The sequence below is a fragment of the Enterococcus sp. BWB1-3 genome (genome assembly GCF_016745275.1).
Taxonomy (GTDB): Bacteria; Bacillota; Bacilli; order Lactobacillales; family Enterococcaceae; genus Enterococcus_L.
Genome location: NZ_JADOEP010000006.1, coordinates 38,359 through 55,184 on the forward strand (window position 1 = coordinate 38,359; position 16,826 = coordinate 55,184).

Genomic DNA, 16,826 nt, shown 5'->3' on the forward strand with positions numbered 1-16,826 from the left:
TGCAGGAGCAAATGTCTTTATGCGACGAGAAATCGCAGGAGCAAATGTCTTTATGCGACGAGAAATTGCAGGAGCAAATGTCTTTATGCGACGAGAAATTGCAGGAGCAAATGTCTTTATGCGACGAGAAATTGCAGGAGCAAATGTCTTTATGCGACGAGTAATCGCAGGAGCAAGCCTTTTGTGCGACGAGAAATCGCAGGAGCAAGCCTTTTATGCGACGAGAAATCGCAGGAGCAAGCCTTTTGTGCGACGAGAAATCGCAGGAGCAAATGCCTTTATGCGACGAGAAATCGCAGGAGCAAATGTCTTTATGCGACGAGTAATCGCAGGAGCAAGAGTAGGTACGCTCGCCGCCTGTAAGCTCTAAATTGTGATGAGCACTTATGCGAGAAAATATCGAATTACTTCATTCTTCGATGCAATAAGGTGGACAATCCGAAATTTATCAAGAGATACTATTTTTGAATTTACCCAAAATTTTAGAAACAAATACAGAGAATCATTGAACTAACAGCATTTCGAAGCGTATTTCATTTGTTTAGAAAACAGCTTCTGTAACTACTAATATAATGGGATTTTTAGTGAATAATGGGTAGATTCAAAATACTATTCGATGGAATGAATAGATGTTGATTGGTCCTTTCTTGGAGCTTCCAAGATTTTTAGTATAGTTCGATTTATTTCCGAAGAGAGTTGGGAACTTTTATTTCTGTCCCACTCTCTTTCTTTATGCTTGATTTATTAGGAAATTCCCTAATAGTCAAAAAGAAAATAGATTGTTATGCTAAAAAATAGATTGTTCAAATGATCACAATTGGGAGGAACACACAAATGAAAGAAAAGCTTCTGTTGATTGGCAATGGGATGGCTGGCGTCCGTACGATTGAAGAAATTCTGGAAAGAGACCCAGATAAATACGAGGTTACGATTATAGGGGAGGAGAGTTACCCGAACTATAATCGAATTATGCTTTCCAATGTCCTTCAGAAAAAAATGACGGTAGATGAGATAATTACAAATCCTTTAACCTGGTATGAAGAAAATCAGATTCAGCTGATTAATCATGATCCGGCTGTTAAACTGGATGCGGAAAATAAATGTGCGACAACGCAGTCAGGAAAAGAAATTTTTTATGATAAATGTATTCTTGCTACAGGCTCAAGAGCGTTCATCCTGCCGGTAGAGGGCTCAACATTGCCCGGAGTTGTCGGTTTCCGAACAATTGATGATACAGAAGCAATGTTGGATGCCGCCAAAAACTTTAAAAAGGCAGTTGTTATCGGCGGTGGGCTGTTAGGACTGGAGGCAGCAAAAGGTTTGGTTGATCAGGGAATGGATGTGACTGTTGTCCATTTGGAGAAATGGCTGATGGAGACACAGCTGGATGCCAAAGCCGGAGAAATGCTTAAGGCAGACCTTGAGAAGCAAGGTCTGAAATTTTTAATGGAGAAACGGACAGAAAAAATTCTTGGAACAGATCGTGTAACTGGAATGACATTCAGTGATGGAACAACAATTGAAACAGATTTGATCGTGATGTCTGTAGGGATTCGTCCGGAAGTGACTCTGGCAAGAACTGCCGGACTGGATATCAACCGCGGGATTTTGGTTAATGACTTTATGCACACTAGTAATACACACATTTATGCTGTGGGAGAGTGTGTGGAACATAATGGACTGGTTTATGGCTTGGTGGCACCTTTGTTTGAACAAGGAAAGGTTCTGGCGGATGTTTTAACTAATAGAGAAACAAAGCCGTATCAGGGCAGTACCACCTTTACCTCTCTGAAAGTTTCGGGCTGTGACCTTTATTCAGCTGGTGAGATTAAAGAGTGTGAAGGCGTAAACAGTATCGAAGCATTTGACGGGATTAATTTCACCTACAAAAAGATCTTTATCAGAGAAAATCAGGTAGTCGGAGTTGTATTGTATGGCGATACAGCAGAAGGAAACCGTTATTACAATATTCTTAGAAAAAAAGAGATCATTGATGACTATACACCGGTTTCACTACTGCATATGGCAGGAGAAGAAGCAAGTACGGATGTTGGGGAATGGTCAGATGACGAGATGATCTGCGGCTGTAATGGGGTAACAAAAGGAACGATTGTTAATGCCATTAATGAAAAGGAACTGACCTCTGTGGCAGATGTGACAAAGTATACAAAAGCCGGCGGTTCCTGTGGAAAATGTAAAACTGTTATTGGTGCTGTACTGGAACATACACTTGGCGGAGAAATAGTGAGTGCACCGACTGGAATCTGCAGCTGTACGCCATTAACAAGGGATCAGATTGTGACTCAAATCCATGCAAAACATCTGACTTCTTCAGAAGAAGTTTACAAAGAACTTGATTTCACTAATGCAGAGGGCTGTCCAAAATGTCGTCCTGCGATTAATTTCTATTTAAATGTTGCTTGGCCGAAAGAGCATGAGGATGAACGAGAGTCCAGATATGTCAATGAGCGGATGTATGGAAATATTCAAAATGATGGAACTTATTCGGTGATACCAAGAATGCGTGGAGGAAAGACAGATCCGCAGCAGCTGATTTTGATTGCCAAAGTTGCTGAAAAATATAATGTTCCGATGGTGAAAATTACAGGAAGTCAGCGGATTGGTCTATTCGGAGTGAAGAAAGAAGATATGCCGAAGATTTGGGAAGAACTGGATATGACAGCAGCCGCGGCTTACGCCAAAGCAGTTCGTTCTGTTAAAACATGCGTAGGAGCGAATTTCTGCCGATTTGGAACACAAGACTCACTAGGCTTGGGAATTAAACTGGAGCAGCGGTTTGAATTTATTGATACGCCGCATAAATTTAAAATGGGTGTTTCAGCTTGTCCAAGAAGCTGTGTCGAAAGCGGCGTGAAAGACTTTGGAATTATTGGTGTTGAGAATGGCTTCCAGATTTATATTGGCGGAAACGGCGGAACAGAAATAAAAGAGGCACAGTTGCTGACGACTGCAGAAACAGAAGAGGAAGTAATCGAAATCTGCGGTGCGATGCTGCAATATTATAGAGAAACAGGTGTCTATGCAGAACGGACTGCTCCGTGGATTGATCGTCTGGGCTTTGAAACAGTAAAAGAAGTTCTGTTGGATGCCGAGCATCGGAAAGAGCTAATTGTACGTTTAGATGAAGCTGTTGCAGGACGTCGAGGTAATCCTTGGGAAGAAGTTGTCAACAGTCAGGAATTACAAAATGAAATGTATACAGTAGGGAGAGCATAAAATGGAAAAAATATTTGTAGCCTCTTTAAGTGAACTGGTACCGCGAATCGGAAGAGAAGTTCTGATTGGAGATCAAAAGATTGCGGTCTATCGTTTAAGTGATGACCGTGTGAAAGCAATAGAGAATGTTTGTCCTCATAAACAGGGACCGCTTGCTGAAGGGATTGTGTCTGGTGATTTTGTCTTCTGTCCATTGCATGACTACAAAATTTCTCTAAATGACGGGATTGTACAGGACCCTGATGAAGGCTGTGTACGTACATTTGAAACAATGGTTGAAGGCGATAAAGTCTACGTTATGGTGGACTAGATGGGGAAAGTTTATTTTGTAGGTGCCGGTTCAGGAGATCCGGAATTACTGACTCTAAAAGGCAAAAGACTGCTGGAAACAGCAGATGTCATCATTTATGACCGCCTGGTTCATCCAATATTTCTGCATTTGGCTAAAGAGGAAGCACGATTCATTTTTAGCGGAAAATATCCAAAAAATCATGTATTGAAGCAGAAAAATATTAATGAGCTGTTGAAGGAAGAATGCCGGAAGGATCAGTTAATTGTACGTTTGAAAGGCGGCGATCCAAGTATATTCGGCCGTGTGGGAGAAGAAATCGCTGTTCTCAGAGAACAGGGAGCGGTTTACGAAGTTGTCCCCGGAATAACAGCCGCTTCGGCTGCCAGCAGCTACAGCGGCATCTCACTGACACACAGAGAACACAGCAGTAAAGTAACATTTGTCACTGCTCATCGCAAACAGGGAGAGCAGCTGGACTTTAAAGGTCTAACGGAAAAAGGGACTGTCTGCCTATATATGGGGGTGGAATATGCTGCTGAAACACAGCAAAAGCTGATGGAACAAAATGTTTCTGCGGAATTGCCTGTTGCTATTATTGAATGGGGAACAATGGGAAGACAACGTACCTTTACGACGAATATCCTTCAGATGATTGACTGTATTGCTCAGAATCAAGTCAAAAATCCCTCGATGATTGTTGTGGGAAATGTAGTTTCTGAACGGAAGGGTCCGGACTGGTTTGAACAAAAACCACTATTCGGTAAAAGACTGCTGCTAGTAGACACAAAGAAAATCTGTTTTGAAACAATCCTTGAGTACACAGAGCAAGGTGCTGATGTCTATGCAGTTCAGGTCGGTGAAGAAAGAGACCGGCGTTTTGATGAAGTAGACCGACAATATCTAAAGGATTATACATTTGATGAAGTGGTTTATTTAAGTAAACAAGTAACCGAAATAAATAAGAAACACTTTCAGTATTTATAAATAGTTTTGACGGGAGAGATTTACTCTCTCGCTGATATAGGGGACAGCGAGAGAACGAAGAGCAGCAGTACAGTGAGTTTATTTATCCAATGGAGACTGCATAAAGAGTAATGAAAAGATTGAACAGCTGGGGCATGCTTAAAGATGAACGAGGAATCTAAATTTTTTGGACAGTTCCCTGTTTGTGGTCTGCTCACAGGAATGAATATTCACAAAGAAAAGGAGATAGAGTATGGGGTCACTTCAACCACCGGAAATTGTAGATTTCACAATAGAAAAAGGAATACAAAAGGCACGAGGCAGCTTTTTGACATTAGCAGTGTTAGGGTTTTTAGCAGGAATGTTCATAGCTATTGCAGGAGTTGCCATGATTCGGACAATGGGGACAATGCCGAGCGAATGGGGGTCTTTGGTAAATGTTATTGGGGCAGCTGTTTTCCCTTTTGGGTTAATCTGTCTGCTGTTGGCAGGCGGAGAGCTGGTTACGGGGAACATGATGGTCGTTTCCATGGCTCTTTTTGCAAAAAAAATCAGCGGTAAAGAATGGCTGAGAAATATTGTCATTGTGACGGTGTTCAATTTAATTGGGTCGCTGTTTGTTGCGTATTTCTTTGGCTATCTCAGTGGTGCACTTCAAGGCGATTTTGCAGAACGTGCAATTCAGGTTTCTCTGGGGCGAACAAAAGACACCTTATTACAAGGGTTTTTATCAGGGATTGCCTGTAATATTCTAGTAAGTACAGCTGTTTATCTACAGTTCGCAGCGAAAGATTTTATTGGGAAAATTGTAGGGATTTTTCTGCCAATTATGGGCTTTGTCATTTGCGGCTATCAGCACGTTGTTGCGAATATGTTTCTGATTCCGATGGGGATTATTCTTGGAGGAAATACATGGGCAGAGTTTGGTAAAAATATGGTCAGTGTTTATTTCGGAAATTTAGCAGGCGGCGGAATTTTTATCGCCGGCATGTATTTTCTTGCATATAAAGTGGGTACACGAAAGCTTTCAAATTAGGGAGTTACTTGTGTAGCGCAGCTAACGTGCAGCTTCTAAAGAGGTTGCACGTTTTGCTTGTCCATATAATTGAGGTTGTGCCGAAGCTTCTCCATACGACGAGAAATCGCAGGAGCAAAGGTCTTTATGCGACGAGAAATCGCAGGAGCAAAGGTCTTTATGCGACGAGAAATCGCAGGAGCAAAGGTCTTTATGCGACGAGAAATCGCAGGAGCAAAGGTCTTCATGCGACGAGAAATCGCAGGAGCAAAGGTCTTCATGCGACGAGAAATCGCAGGAGCAAAGGTCTTTATGCGACGAGAAATCGCAGGAGCAAAGGTCTTTATGCGACGAGAAATCGCAGGAGCAAAGGTCTTCATGCGACGAGAAATCGCAGGAGCAAATACTATATGTGTATGACAATACGTGGGATACGGCAACATTCCTTCTTTAAATAGAACTAGCCCATATCTATTTTTTCGAAAAGACCTGCGGCTAGAATTTTTGGATAGGTCCTAGTATGATAAGAGTAAATGTAGAAAAAGGAAGAGACTAAATCATGAGAACAGTTCGTGTAGGAACCCGCAATAGCCCGCTGGCTATGAAGCAGACAGAAATTATTATTGAACTACTTAAAGCAGCACACGGAGAGTTTCAAATTGACATTGTTCCCATGGTTACCACAGGGGATCGTCTGCTTTCTGTCAGTTTATCTAAAATCGGCGGGAAAGGTCTTTTTATAAATGAAGTGGAGAATGCTTTGTTGGCAGAAGAGATCGATTTTGCGGTTCACAGTTTAAAGGATATGCCGGCGGTGATGGCAGAGGGCTTGACGCTGGCTGCATTGCCTAAACGAGGAAAACCAACGGACTGTCTGATTTTCCGCAGAGTTCAAAGTATTTCTGAGCTGCCGACAAATGCCAGAATAGGCACCAGCAGTCTGAGAAGAGACTTTCAGATGCGGCATTTGAAAACCGGCATACAAGTTGAATCTATTCGTGGAAATGTCGGAACCCGACTGAAGAAGATGGAGGAACAGAAACTGGATGCGATTGTTTTAGCATCAGCTGGATTGGATCGCTTAGACTGGTTTGAACAGTCAGAGTATGCGTATCAGGAGCTGCTGGTGGAAGAGTGTATCCCTGCAGTAGGTCAAGGCGCATTAGCTGTGGAATGTCGCGCGAAGGATCAGGAAATGATTGATTTCTTAAAGGTCATTGATGATCAGGAAAATCGCAAGCTCGTAACAGAAGAGCGTGCATTTCTTCGTGTGCTGAATGGAAACTGCGAGCTGCCTGTGGGTGCATATGCGCGGAAAATAGCAATTGGTTATCAGATGTTCGGTTTTTTGGGAGATAAAACGCAGCAGCATTCTGTTCAGAAAAGTCTTATCGTTGATGAAATTACCGGTGCCGGCAGGAAGCTGGGAGAAGAGCTGTTGAAAGAACTTGGGGACAGTGAATAGATGAGAAAAATTCTTTTAACCCGTTTACCTGAAGACAATATAGACGACAAACTGTATTTTCAACAACAACACTATACATGTATGGAAATTCCTTTGATGAGGCTGAGACCGCGGCTGATTGAAGAGAAACAAATAAAAAAATTGATTGATGCGGAGTGGGTCTTTTTGACTAGTCAGCACAGTGCAGCTTTTTTTATTAAATTATTGAAGGAACAAAAACTTCTTTCTGTTTTTCAGATTAAGAAATTCGCAGTAATTGGAGAAAAAACAGCAAATGCGTTAAGAGAAGCAGGGATTGAACCTGTTTTTCAATCGATTGTTCAAGCGAAGAAAAGTATGTTTAAGCAATGGATAGCAGATTGTTCAGAAGAACCAGTTAAAATTGTTTATCCTAAAAGCAGCCTTGCTAATGCGATCGGTGAAGAGTTGTTGTTGAAAGATGGGCATGAGCTTTTCACTTTTACCCTGTATGACAATGTATTCTCGGAATCAGCACGCCAGCAGTTGAAAGTCTATCTGGATGATCCGGAATTGTCAGCAGTTTATTTTACCAGTCCTTCTCTTTGGACCCGATTCTATGAAACTTGCAAGGAAATCAATTTCAACAGGGAACTTCATTTCTATTGTGTGGGTCAGACAACTCAGGCAGCAATTCATAAAGACGGTTTTAATGCTGAGATTAGATAGTCGGTTATCAGCATGTTCTACTGTATAATGAAAGTTGAAATTCATTAAAAAGGATGGGATGAATGTGCGGAAAGTGATCTTGTATATTGCGACAAGCTTGGACGGTTATATAGCAGAGACTGATGGTTCCATTGATTTTTTAACGGTAGAGACGGATGCACCGGAAGAAGATAACAGTTATGAAGAACTGCTGGAGCGGATTGATACAGTCGTTCTCGGAAGAACGACCTATGATCAGGTGGTAAACGAGCTTTCACCGGAGCAGTATCCGTATGAGGATAAAACATCTTATATTATTACGCACCATGAAAAACCAGAAAATGCTGATCTGATTTTTACAGCTGAACAGCCAGATAAGCTGGTTGAACGTTTGAAAAAAGAAGAAGGAAAAGATATTTGGATTGTTGGAGGCGGACAAGTGATTACTCCGCTGATTAACTGTAACCTCATTGATGAATATATTGTTACAACGATTCCGGTGATTTTAGGACAGGGAATTCCTTTATTTCAATCAATTAAGCAGTCAGTGGTATTAAAGAGTGTTGATTCCTACTGCAAAAACGGTATGATTACATCAACATACAGCAAGGTATAAGAATAATTGTAAATCCAGCGAGAATCAACTTTCAGTCTATAAGAAAGTTGATTTTTCTTTTTCTTGAATAAAAGTTTTGACAAGCAAAAGAAGATCAGGTAATATAAGAAATGAAGAAACGACTACAAATGTAAACGAAAATAAGAAGAAGGTGATAATGTTGACGGAAACAAAAATTACAGATGCAGAATGGGAAGTTATGCGTGTTGTCTGGGCACAGGAAGAAACAACCAGCAATGACGTTTATACGATTCTGAATGAAAAGATGAAGTGGAAGAAGAATACCATTAAAACGCTTTTAAGCCGTCTGACTGAAAAACAGCTGTTGGCAACAAAGCCTTCTGGAAACAAATTTATCTATTATCCCTTAATAGAGGAAAGAAAAAGTCTTCGTACGCTTTCTGAAGAATTGCTGACAAAAGTCTGCAGCAGAAAAGTGGGACAAATTGTAGAAGTGATTATTAAGGAAAGTACGTTAAGCTTTTCCGATATTGAAAAGCTGGAGCAGCTGCTTCAGGAGAAAAAGGCGTCTGCAGCGGCAGAGGTAGCATGCAATTGCATACCGGGACAATGCCAGTGTCATTTAATTAAGGATTGAAATTAGTTGCTTTGAACGTAAAATTTTATTGAAGGGAAAGCAGAATCTTGGAGGAATTACGCCTGCATATAGACTTAAAATAATAGAAATCAACGCAAGGAGTTGAATAATGTGGAAACAAAAACCTTTGATATAGAAGGGATGAGCTGTGCTTCCTGTGCTCAAACAGTGGAAAAAGCTGCTGGCAAACTGACCGGAGTTGCCAAAGCGTCGGTTAATCTTGCAACAGAAAAGCTGACGATTCAATATGATGATCAAGTATTATCCGAAAAAGACATTAAACAGGCCGTTTCAGATGCGGGATTTCAAGCAGTCAGTCAGACTGTGCAAAAAAACTATGATATTGAAGGCATGACTTGTTCCTCCTGTGCTCAGACAATAGAAAAAGCAGTGAAGCATTTGAAAGGTATTGATTTGGCATCAGTAAATCTGGCTGCAGAAAAGATGGTGGTTCAATTTGATCCAGGGATTTTGAGTAGCGAAGAGATTTCATCTGCAGTGGAAAAAGTCGGTTATCAGGCTGTTGAAGAAGCAGGAAAAACCGATACGACAGATCAAGATCAGGAAAAGAAACAAAAGCATATTAAAGAGATGTGGCATCGTTTTTGGCTGTCTGCAGTGTTTACCGTACCATTACTGTATATTGCTATGGGTCATATGATCGGTCTCCCGCTTCCGGCAGTGATTGATCCAATGATGAACAGCTCAGTCTTTGCTGTTTTACAGCTTATTCTGACAATCCCGGTTCTATATTTGGGCAGAAGCTTTTTCACAGTAGGCTTTCGTTCGCTTTTTAAAGGGCATCCCAATATGGATTCTCTGGTTGCATTGGGAACAAGTGCAGCATTCCTTTACAGTTTATATGGGACGTTTATGGTATTTGAAGGACATGCCCACTTTGCAATGGAATTGTATTATGAATCTGCAGCCGTTATCTTAACTTTGATCACTTTAGGGAAATATTTTGAAGCTGTATCTAAAGGAAAGACGTCTGAAGCCATAAAAAAACTGATGGGACTGGCGCCGAAAAATGCTCGCGTGATCAGAGACGGCATGGAAATCGATTTGCCGATTGACAGTGTGAGGTCTGGCGATACGATTATTGTTCGCCCAGGTGAGAAAATTCCGGTGGACGGCATTGTCATGGAAGGCTCAACGTCTATTGATGAATCTATGCTGACAGGAGAAAGTATCCCTGTGGAAAAGAAAACAGGAGATTCAGTGATTGGAGCCAGTATCAATAAAAATGGCACCATTCAGTTTAAAGCAACAAAAGTAGGCAAAGAGACCGCTTTGGCTCAAATTGTAAAATTGGTTGAAGATGCGCAGGGCTCAAAAGCGCCAATTGCCAAAATGGCCGATAAAATTTCGGGTGTTTTTGTTCCAATCGTCATGGGCCTGGCTGTTTTATCAGGTTTATCATGGTATTTTATTGGTCAGGAATCATGGGTGTTTGCCTTGACTATTACAATTTCAGTTTTGGTTATCGCCTGTCCCTGTGCACTGGGCTTGGCTACTCCAACTGCTATTATGGTTGGAACAGGTAAAGGGGCTGAGAACGGTGTACTGATTAAAAGCGGAGATGCGCTGGAAACGACACACAAAATTCAGACCATTGTCTTTGATAAAACAGGGACAATCACAGAAGGCAAACCAGTTGTCACAGATATACTTGTGAAAAGCGGACTATCTGAAGAGCGATTACTGCAATTTGCTGCTTCAGCTGAAAAGGGATCAGAGCATCCGCTGGGAGAAGCGATTGTCGCAGCGGCAGAAGAAAAAAGATTGTCATTGTACACGATGGAAAATTTCCAGGCTATTCCCGGACATGGAATTGAAGGTGTGATTGATGGCAGTAAGTTTTTACTTGGTAATAAAAAGCTGATGATCGAACAGAAGATTGACCTGTCAGATTTTTTGGAACGCTCAGACAAACTGGCAGAGCATGGGAAAACCCCTATGTTTATTGCAAAGGATCAGCAGCTTGCAGGAGTTATTGCAGTGGCTGATACCATCAAAGACAGCAGTAAAGCAGCAATTGACTGCCTGCACAAGATGGGGCTTGAGGTGGCGATGATTACCGGAGACAACAAACGTACTGCTGAAGCGATTGCCAAACAAGTGGGAATAGACCGCGTTTTCAGTGAGGTACTGCCGGAGGATAAAGCAGCAGAGGTTAAAAAGCTGCAAAGTGAAGGGCTGAAAGTGGCGATGGTTGGCGATGGAATCAATGATGCACCAGCTCTGGCTCAGGCAGATATTGGTATAGCAATTGGCTCCGGTACAGACGTTGCCATAGAATCAGCTGATATTGTGTTAATGCGCAGTGATTTGATGGATGTGCCTACAGCTGTTGAATTAAGTAAATCCACCATCAAGAATATCAAGGAAAATCTTTTCTGGGCTTTTGCCTATAACATATTAGGTATTCCTGTTGCGATGGGTGTCCTTTATTTATTCGGCGGTCCCTTGCTGAACCCAATGATTGCAGGAGCGGCAATGAGCTTCAGCTCAGTTTCAGTTTTGCTGAATGCCTTGCGGCTAAAGAGATTTAAACCGTCATCAGTTTCAAAAAGATGAAGAGCAGAGTAGCTAGAAAGTATTTGAAACAAAGGATGGAACACTAAAATAAATTAATTCTCAAATTAGAAAAATAAATAAACATACATCAAAGGAGAACGCGTTATGAACCAAACAGTAGTAATTGAGGGAATGAAATGTGATGGATGCGTAGGAATAGTTAAAGAAAAATTTGAAGCAATTCCCGGTGTGAAAGCTGTAGATGTACAACTGGACGAAAAAAAGGCAACGATTACAGCCGATAATGAAATTTCCAAAGAACAGCTGCAAGCAGCATTGGCAGATACGAAATTTACAGTAGCAGGATAATGCTGAGCAACCAAAAAAAGACCTTCGACATCTGAGGATGCCGAAGCTTTTTTTATTTGTTCACTTTTTTTATCAGTTCTTCATACTCTTTTTTCGTCTTTTCAGCATCTTTATTTGTGTAGTAGTAGGTATAATTTTCTGTTTTTATTTCAAGGATAGGCACTTCGTTGTTATAGACCAGCAAATAGGCGGATTCATCTCCTATACGGAATTCCCCGGTAAGATAATGGTCTGTTGCTGAACCGAACATACGAATTCTGTTGGCAGGAAGCTTATCAATCAGTTGAACAGAAGTGATTATATCCAAAGGGATTTCTCTCGTTTTTGAAAATGGTGCAGATAAAGAGATATCATCTGTTGTAACCGTCATTCGAAACGGATTACTTGAGAAATCACTGATCATTAATGGAATACTGGAAAGAGCCACTGCAGCTACTGCTACAATAAGCAATACAATCATTGAAATCTTACCGGCAGGTCTTCCCAGATTGGTTGATATATTCATCCCTAATCGGTCTGGAACGAAGATTCTGGGATCTTCCGGATTGATGTAAATACCGTAACGCCAGTATTGGTCTTCATCTCCATAGCGGTAATCCTTTGCCTGCATAATCAGCTGATCCTGCGTACGTCTGAGTTTAAACAGAAGGTAAAAAATGAAACCGACATAAATAGTGAGCAGAATGAAGTAGGCAATTGTTAAAATCATTCCAGACTGGTAAGACAATGTAATAGAAAGTATCGGTATAAATGACAGCGGACTAAAAATAAATGCAGATGAAACTAGCAGCAGAGACCAGTAATGACGCATGGCATCATTCACTTGTTGATTAATTATTTCATCATTCGTCAGCGGTTTTACTGGCAGTCGACTGACAAGATAGTGCAGGAAGATGAAAAGACCAGCCATAAGCAGAGAAATCACTCCAAAAATCGCTGTTCCCAAAGCCTGTTGATAGTTGGTGAAGCTGTAGATGGTTCCTCCCAGAGAAATCAGAATCCCAGGTAAATACCAATAGTAACTAAGCAGCTTCCGATTTTTATTTTGAATTAATTTAGTATCTACCAATAAAGGCTTTGTAGGGAGAATCCAGCCGTTTGTTATCTTCACGTGGGTCATTTTTCGAATGTAAAGTATCTCTGTGTAGTAGTTGACACCAAGCATCATAAACAAAGACAACATGAAGAACAGTAGGGTAATAGAATCATAGGTGGTAAGTAGTATCAGCAGATCAAAAATAGAAAAAGCTGCAGCAATCAATAACAGTCTCTTTTTGTATTCCTGCCGAACGTTCAGAACCTGCGGCTCGTTTAGTTTATCTTTTGGCAGGGTGGTCTCCAATATAATGTTTTTATGAGGATTGGCAATAATTCTGCCGAGCAGAGCCATTGAAAGATTTATACCCAAAAGTATTAGTAAAAAAATTATGTTCATATTCATAGAAGCACGTCCTTATTATTTGAAATTCTGTAAAATCTGCGTCACAATCGCATGGATATCCTCATCATTTAACTGATGAATTGCTGCTTTCGCCAAAGTCAGCTCAAGTGCCTGATTAAATTCTTCGATAAATTCTTCTGTTGCGGGGGGAAATTCTGCCACCTTTGTTCCATTACGACGATCTGTGATGATGTAGCCTTCAAGCTTTAGTGTATTGTAGGCTTTTGAAACGGTCATCATATTTATACCGATTTCATCCGCCATTTGACGCACGGAAGGCAGTGACTCATTCGCCCCCAGTTTTCCTGAAGCAATTCCTAAAATGATTTGATTTCTGATTTGCTGATAAATGGGGATAGCACTTTTCATGTCTATTTCCATTAACATCTGCAGCACCTCGCAATTATAATGTATTTTGTATTATATAGTGTAATACATGTGGTGCAAAAAAGCAATAAACTTTCAGTTGTGAGATTTTCTAAGGAGTCCTATAATGGGAATGAGCTATTTTTAGGAAGGATGAGGAACATGTCAGAAATTAACAATGAAATAACTGGTAAATATAGAGAAAGGTTTGCAGAAAGTGATAAAAAACGAGCATTGCAAAACGCAGTAGTCAAAAACGGAATCACTGAATCAGCGGAAACGCAAGAAGCACAAGTTGAAAATGTACAGGTTTTTTCAGTAGATCTTTCAACTGGAAAAGCAGCAGACCAGAAGAAAAGCGGTCGCTGCTGGATGTTTGCTGCACTCAATACTTTTCGTCATAAAATGATCGACAGCTTTCGATTAAAGGAATTTGAGCTGTCACAAAACTACACTTTTTTCTGGGACAAGTACGAAAAATCTAATTATTTTTATGAAAATATTATTGCAACAGCAGATCAGAATCTGGACTCACGTAAGGTCGCATTTTTGTTGGCAACGCCGCAGCAAGATGGCGGGCAATGGGATATGATTGTTTCTCTGTTTAAAAAATATGGTGTGGTTCCTAAATATGTGATGCCGGAAAGCAGGAACAGCTCTAATTCTCAGGATCTAAACAAATACTTGAATAAGAAGCTGCGCAAAGATGCTGTGACATTGCGCAAGTTGATTGAGGCGGGTGAAGCACCTGAGCTTGTTCAGGAGAAGAAGACAGAAATGCTTGGAGAACTTTACAATTTTCTGGCGATTTCGTTAGGGACACCGCCTGAAACCTTTGATTTCGAATACAGAGATGAAGACAAAGAATATCACATTGATAAAGGTCTGACTCCCTTATCTTTCTATGAAAAATATATAGGAGTGGATCTGGATGACTACATTAGTGTGATCAATGCTCCAACTAAGGACAAACCTTTTAACAAAACCTATACAGTTGAAATGCTTGGTAATGTTGTAGGCGGTAAGCCGGTAAAATACCTGAATGTGGATATGCCTGTATTTAAGCAATTGGCTGTTCAACAGCTGGAACAAGGAGAATCAGTCTGGTTTGGTTGTGACGTAGGTCAATCTTCTACTCGGAAAAGCGGAATAATGGCATTAAATGCATATGAAATAGATGAACTTTTTGATATTGATTTTTCAATGACAAAAGCAGAACGTCTGGATTATGGTGAAAGCCTGATGACCCATGCAATGGTACTAACCGGTGTGGATGTGATCGATGGAAAGTCTGCAAAATGGAAAGTGGAAAATAGCTGGGGAGAGAAGATTGGAAACAAAGGCTTCTTCGTGATGAGTGATGCCTGGATGGATGAATACACGTATCAAATCGTGATTCGGAAAGATATCCTGACCAATGAGCTGTTGAAAGCTTGGAATGAAGAGCCTAAAATGCTGGCTCCATGGGACCCTATGGGAGCTTTGGCATAAATAATTGTGAACATAGAATGGTCTAAATAATTATTCGAACAAGGGACTGTGACAAAAGTATGTCTGAGATCCCTAAAACCGAATAAACGGTGTTCCAGAAGTTGTCTCTTCGGAAATAAGTCGAACTATACTGAAAATATGAGTAGCTATTTTCGTATATTCCGACTTATTTCTTGAGACAGAACACTTCTGTCACAACCTCTTTTTTAGACTAAAAATCGACTTAAGTGACGGCATAAAAATGACAGACAGTATCATTTCCGACTGGCTGTTTTTTCTTTGATGAAGCGAACTGGATACACAATAGTTTAAATACTTTGTTTGTCAGCTTTTTGTAGGTAAAAATTGATAAGCTTTTTTATAATGAAAATAGACGTTTTCGTATTTTTGTCGAGGGGTTTTTAATAACTCTTATTGATAAAATTTATGTTAGGTATGGTTGATTCATTTCTTTGTTGAGAGAATAAGGGACAAGGATTGATCATTTTTCAGTAACTGTGAAAAACATTGAAAAAATGAAGCTTCTTAATAAGGAAGTGTCGACTTCGTTGAATGGGGAAATAAAATAGTTTAGCCCATTTTAATTATCAAGATGCTCCAAGAGGTTCCGTTTGGATTGCAGCAGGAGAGCCGGCAAGCTGGACACTGTCTTTTATGTTTCGTCTAAAGAAGTAGTTCAGACCATATATAAAACAGCATTGAAGGCAGGCGGGAAGGATAATGGGGAGCCAGAATACAGATCTCAATACAGTGAAAATTACTATGCGGCATTTGTCCACGACGTAATTCAGCATGGTTTGATTATTCATTCAAAAGATATGCTTCTATTTTGTTATTATATTTAATGATATTATTTTTAGTATCTATTGAAATACAAGGATTTTTATCAGTATGTTATACTTTTAAAGAATGGAAACTGAAGCAGGTGACAAGGAAAAAGGAGAGGATTTAATGGGAAAAAGTTATACAATGCCCTACGAAGTTGCATATTATGATGGCGACATTACGAAAAGAATGACTCTGCCGTCTATGCTGGCAGTAGTCATCAAGACATCGGAGGAGCAAAGTGCACTTCTTGGTAGAGGAGCGGAATTTGTTGCCGGATTTGGTTTGGGCTGGGTGATCACCAACTATGAAATTGAAATAAAAAGATTACCTATGGTTGGGGAGAACATTCAGATAACCACTCAGGCGATGTCATATAATAAATATTTTTGCTACCGGAATTTTTGGATACATGATGAAGCAGGGGAAGAATGTGTTCAGATCAAATCTACTTTTGTACTGATGAATAAAAAAAATCGTAAAATGAGCAACGTACTGGAAGAAATTATTGCTCCGTATGAAAGTGAGAAAATCAAAAAAATTTATCGAAATGAAAAAATAGAGAAGATTGAAAGCGGGGTTTTTCATAATTATCGTGTTCGTTTTTTTGATATTGACGGGAACCAGCACGTAAATAATGCAATTTATTTCAACTGGCTGCTGGATGTACTGGGTTATGAGTTCCTTTCCAAGCATCAGCCGTTAAGAGTCAATGTAAAATTTGATAAAGAAGTTGAATATGGACATGAAGTGGAGAGTCATTATGAAGTACTGGAAAATGAAACAGGCCCATGGACACGTCACGAAATTCGGATAGAGGATCAGCTTTATTGTGAAGCAAATATCCAATGGATATAGCATACTAACAGAGTATGAACAAATGCAACAAAGCGAACGGAACGTGTTTTATTTTACAATTTATTTGTTCTTTAGATATGATAGAAAGAAGGAAAAGAAAGCTG

At 40.3% G+C, this 16,826-nt stretch carries 17 protein-coding genes; 15 read left to right on the forward strand and 2 right to left on the reverse strand.

All coding sequences use genetic code 11. From position 1 onward, the window contains the following. The 12 genes from IW492_RS06335 to IW492_RS06390 all read left to right on the forward strand — a co-directional run. Positions 1-370: hypothetical protein (locus IW492_RS06335; protein ID WP_236671816.1), on the forward strand; the 370-nt coding region annotated here is incomplete at its 5' end. 464 nt (positions 371-834) lie between these two features. Then, on the forward strand, positions 835-3,237 hold the full coding sequence (gene nirB / locus IW492_RS06340) for a nitrite reductase large subunit NirB (protein ID WP_202066743.1): 2,403 nt from the start codon (positions 835-837) through the stop codon (positions 3,235-3,237). 1 nt (position 3,238) lies between these two features. Continuing rightward, positions 3,239-3,547 carry a nitrite reductase small subunit NirD gene (gene nirD / locus IW492_RS06345; RefSeq protein ID WP_202066744.1) on the forward strand — a complete coding sequence of 103 codons (309 nt, stop codon included), beginning with the start codon at positions 3,239-3,241 and terminating at the stop codon, positions 3,545-3,547. Beyond that, positions 3,548-4,513, forward strand: coding sequence for a uroporphyrinogen-III C-methyltransferase (cobA, locus tag IW492_RS06350; RefSeq protein WP_202066745.1), 966 nt, complete (start codon positions 3,548-3,550; stop codon positions 4,511-4,513). Positions 4,514-4,745: 232 nt separating this feature from the next. Beyond that, entirely contained in the window at positions 4,746-5,528 is a 783-nt protein-coding gene (locus IW492_RS06355; RefSeq protein ID WP_202066746.1) for a formate/nitrite transporter family protein, read from the forward strand. Positions 5,529-5,654: 126 nt separating this feature from the next. Further along, positions 5,655-5,927, forward strand: a complete 273-nt coding sequence (locus IW492_RS06360) for a hypothetical protein (protein WP_202066747.1) — start codon at positions 5,655-5,657, stop codon at positions 5,925-5,927. A gap of 139 nt (positions 5,928-6,066) precedes the next feature. Further along, positions 6,067-6,972, forward strand: a complete 906-nt coding sequence (hemC, locus tag IW492_RS06365; RefSeq protein ID WP_202066748.1) for a hydroxymethylbilane synthase — start codon at positions 6,067-6,069, stop codon at positions 6,970-6,972. Beyond that, positions 6,973-7,659, forward strand: a complete 687-nt coding sequence (locus tag IW492_RS06370; protein WP_202066749.1) for a uroporphyrinogen-III synthase — start codon at positions 6,973-6,975, stop codon at positions 7,657-7,659. It abuts the gene before it with no gap. A 58-nt stretch (positions 7,660-7,717) separates the two neighbouring features. Further along, entirely contained in the window at positions 7,718-8,254 is a 537-nt protein-coding gene (locus tag IW492_RS06375) for a dihydrofolate reductase family protein (RefSeq protein ID WP_202066750.1), read from the forward strand. 157 nt (positions 8,255-8,411) lie between these two features. Next, entirely contained in the window at positions 8,412-8,852 is a 441-nt protein-coding gene (locus tag IW492_RS06380; protein ID WP_202066751.1) for a CopY/TcrY family copper transport repressor, read from the forward strand. Positions 8,853-8,963: 111 nt separating this feature from the next. Beyond that, positions 8,964-11,432: a heavy metal translocating P-type ATPase gene (locus tag IW492_RS06385; RefSeq protein WP_202066752.1), complete on the forward strand. Its 2,469-nt coding sequence runs from the start codon at positions 8,964-8,966 to the stop codon at positions 11,430-11,432. A 105-nt stretch (positions 11,433-11,537) separates the two neighbouring features. Then, positions 11,538-11,741 (forward strand): heavy-metal-associated domain-containing protein, encoded by a 204-nt coding sequence (locus IW492_RS06390; protein ID WP_202066753.1) that lies wholly within the window; start codon positions 11,538-11,540, stop codon positions 11,739-11,741. Positions 11,742-11,793: 52 nt separating this feature from the next. Here IW492_RS06390 and IW492_RS06395 read toward each other — a convergent pair whose 3' ends face one another. Beyond that, positions 11,794-13,176: a PH domain-containing protein gene (locus IW492_RS06395; protein ID WP_202066841.1), complete on the reverse strand. Its 1,383-nt coding sequence runs from the start codon at positions 13,174-13,176 to the stop codon at positions 11,794-11,796. 21 nt (positions 13,177-13,197) lie between these two features. Next, positions 13,198-13,569, reverse strand: a complete 372-nt coding sequence (locus IW492_RS06400; RefSeq protein ID WP_202066754.1) for a GntR family transcriptional regulator — start codon at positions 13,567-13,569, stop codon at positions 13,198-13,200. Positions 13,570-13,710: 141 nt separating this feature from the next. On the opposite strand from IW492_RS06400, the gene IW492_RS06405 reads away from it, so the two are divergent. The 3 genes from IW492_RS06405 to IW492_RS06415 all read left to right on the forward strand — a co-directional run bounded on the left by IW492_RS06405 (position 13,711) and on the right by IW492_RS06415 (position 16,722). Further along, the gene (locus IW492_RS06405) at positions 13,711-15,039 is read left to right on the forward strand and encodes a C1 family peptidase (protein ID WP_202066755.1); all 1,329 of its coding nucleotides are present in this window, start codon (positions 13,711-13,713) and stop codon (positions 15,037-15,039) included. A 611-nt stretch (positions 15,040-15,650) separates the two neighbouring features. Next, positions 15,651-15,884 (forward strand): hypothetical protein, encoded by a 234-nt coding sequence (locus tag IW492_RS06410; RefSeq protein WP_202066756.1) that lies wholly within the window; start codon positions 15,651-15,653, stop codon positions 15,882-15,884. A gap of 106 nt (positions 15,885-15,990) precedes the next feature. After that, positions 15,991-16,722 carry an acyl-ACP thioesterase domain-containing protein gene (locus IW492_RS06415; RefSeq protein WP_202066757.1) on the forward strand — a complete coding sequence of 244 codons (732 nt, stop codon included), beginning with the start codon at positions 15,991-15,993 and terminating at the stop codon, positions 16,720-16,722. Positions 16,723-16,826 lie beyond the last annotated feature (104 nt).

What these genes read in the sequence shown, in the direction of transcription:
- IW492_RS06360 (WP_202066747.1), top strand. Translation starts at nt 5,655, where the DNA reads ATGCGACGAGAAATCGCAGGAGCAAAGGTCTTTATGCGACGAGAAATC.
- nirB (WP_202066743.1), top strand. Translation starts at nt 835, where the DNA reads ATGAAAGAAAAGCTTCTGTTGATTGGCAATGGGATGGCTGGCGTCCGT.
- IW492_RS06380 (WP_202066751.1), top strand. Translation starts at nt 8,412, where the DNA reads ATGTTGACGGAAACAAAAATTACAGATGCAGAATGGGAAGTTATGCGT.
- IW492_RS06400 (WP_202066754.1), bottom strand. Translation starts at nt 13,569, where the DNA reads ATGTTAATGGAAATAGACATGAAAAGTGCTATCCCCATTTATCAGCAA.
- hemC (WP_202066748.1), top strand. Translation starts at nt 6,067, where the DNA reads ATGAGAACAGTTCGTGTAGGAACCCGCAATAGCCCGCTGGCTATGAAG.
- IW492_RS06355 (WP_202066746.1), top strand. Translation starts at nt 4,746, where the DNA reads ATGGGGTCACTTCAACCACCGGAAATTGTAGATTTCACAATAGAAAAA.
- nirD (WP_202066744.1), top strand. Translation starts at nt 3,239, where the DNA reads ATGGAAAAAATATTTGTAGCCTCTTTAAGTGAACTGGTACCGCGAATC.
- IW492_RS06370 (WP_202066749.1), top strand. Translation starts at nt 6,973, where the DNA reads ATGAGAAAAATTCTTTTAACCCGTTTACCTGAAGACAATATAGACGAC.
- IW492_RS06375 (WP_202066750.1), top strand. Translation starts at nt 7,718, where the DNA reads ATGAATGTGCGGAAAGTGATCTTGTATATTGCGACAAGCTTGGACGGT.
- IW492_RS06395 (WP_202066841.1), bottom strand. Translation starts at nt 13,176, where the DNA reads ATGAACATAATTTTTTTACTAATACTTTTGGGTATAAATCTTTCAATG.
- IW492_RS06415 (WP_202066757.1), top strand. Translation starts at nt 15,991, where the DNA reads ATGGGAAAAAGTTATACAATGCCCTACGAAGTTGCATATTATGATGGC.
- IW492_RS06405 (WP_202066755.1), top strand. Translation starts at nt 13,711, where the DNA reads ATGTCAGAAATTAACAATGAAATAACTGGTAAATATAGAGAAAGGTTT.
- IW492_RS06390 (WP_202066753.1), top strand. Translation starts at nt 11,538, where the DNA reads ATGAACCAAACAGTAGTAATTGAGGGAATGAAATGTGATGGATGCGTA.
- cobA (WP_202066745.1), top strand. Translation starts at nt 3,548, where the DNA reads ATGGGGAAAGTTTATTTTGTAGGTGCCGGTTCAGGAGATCCGGAATTA.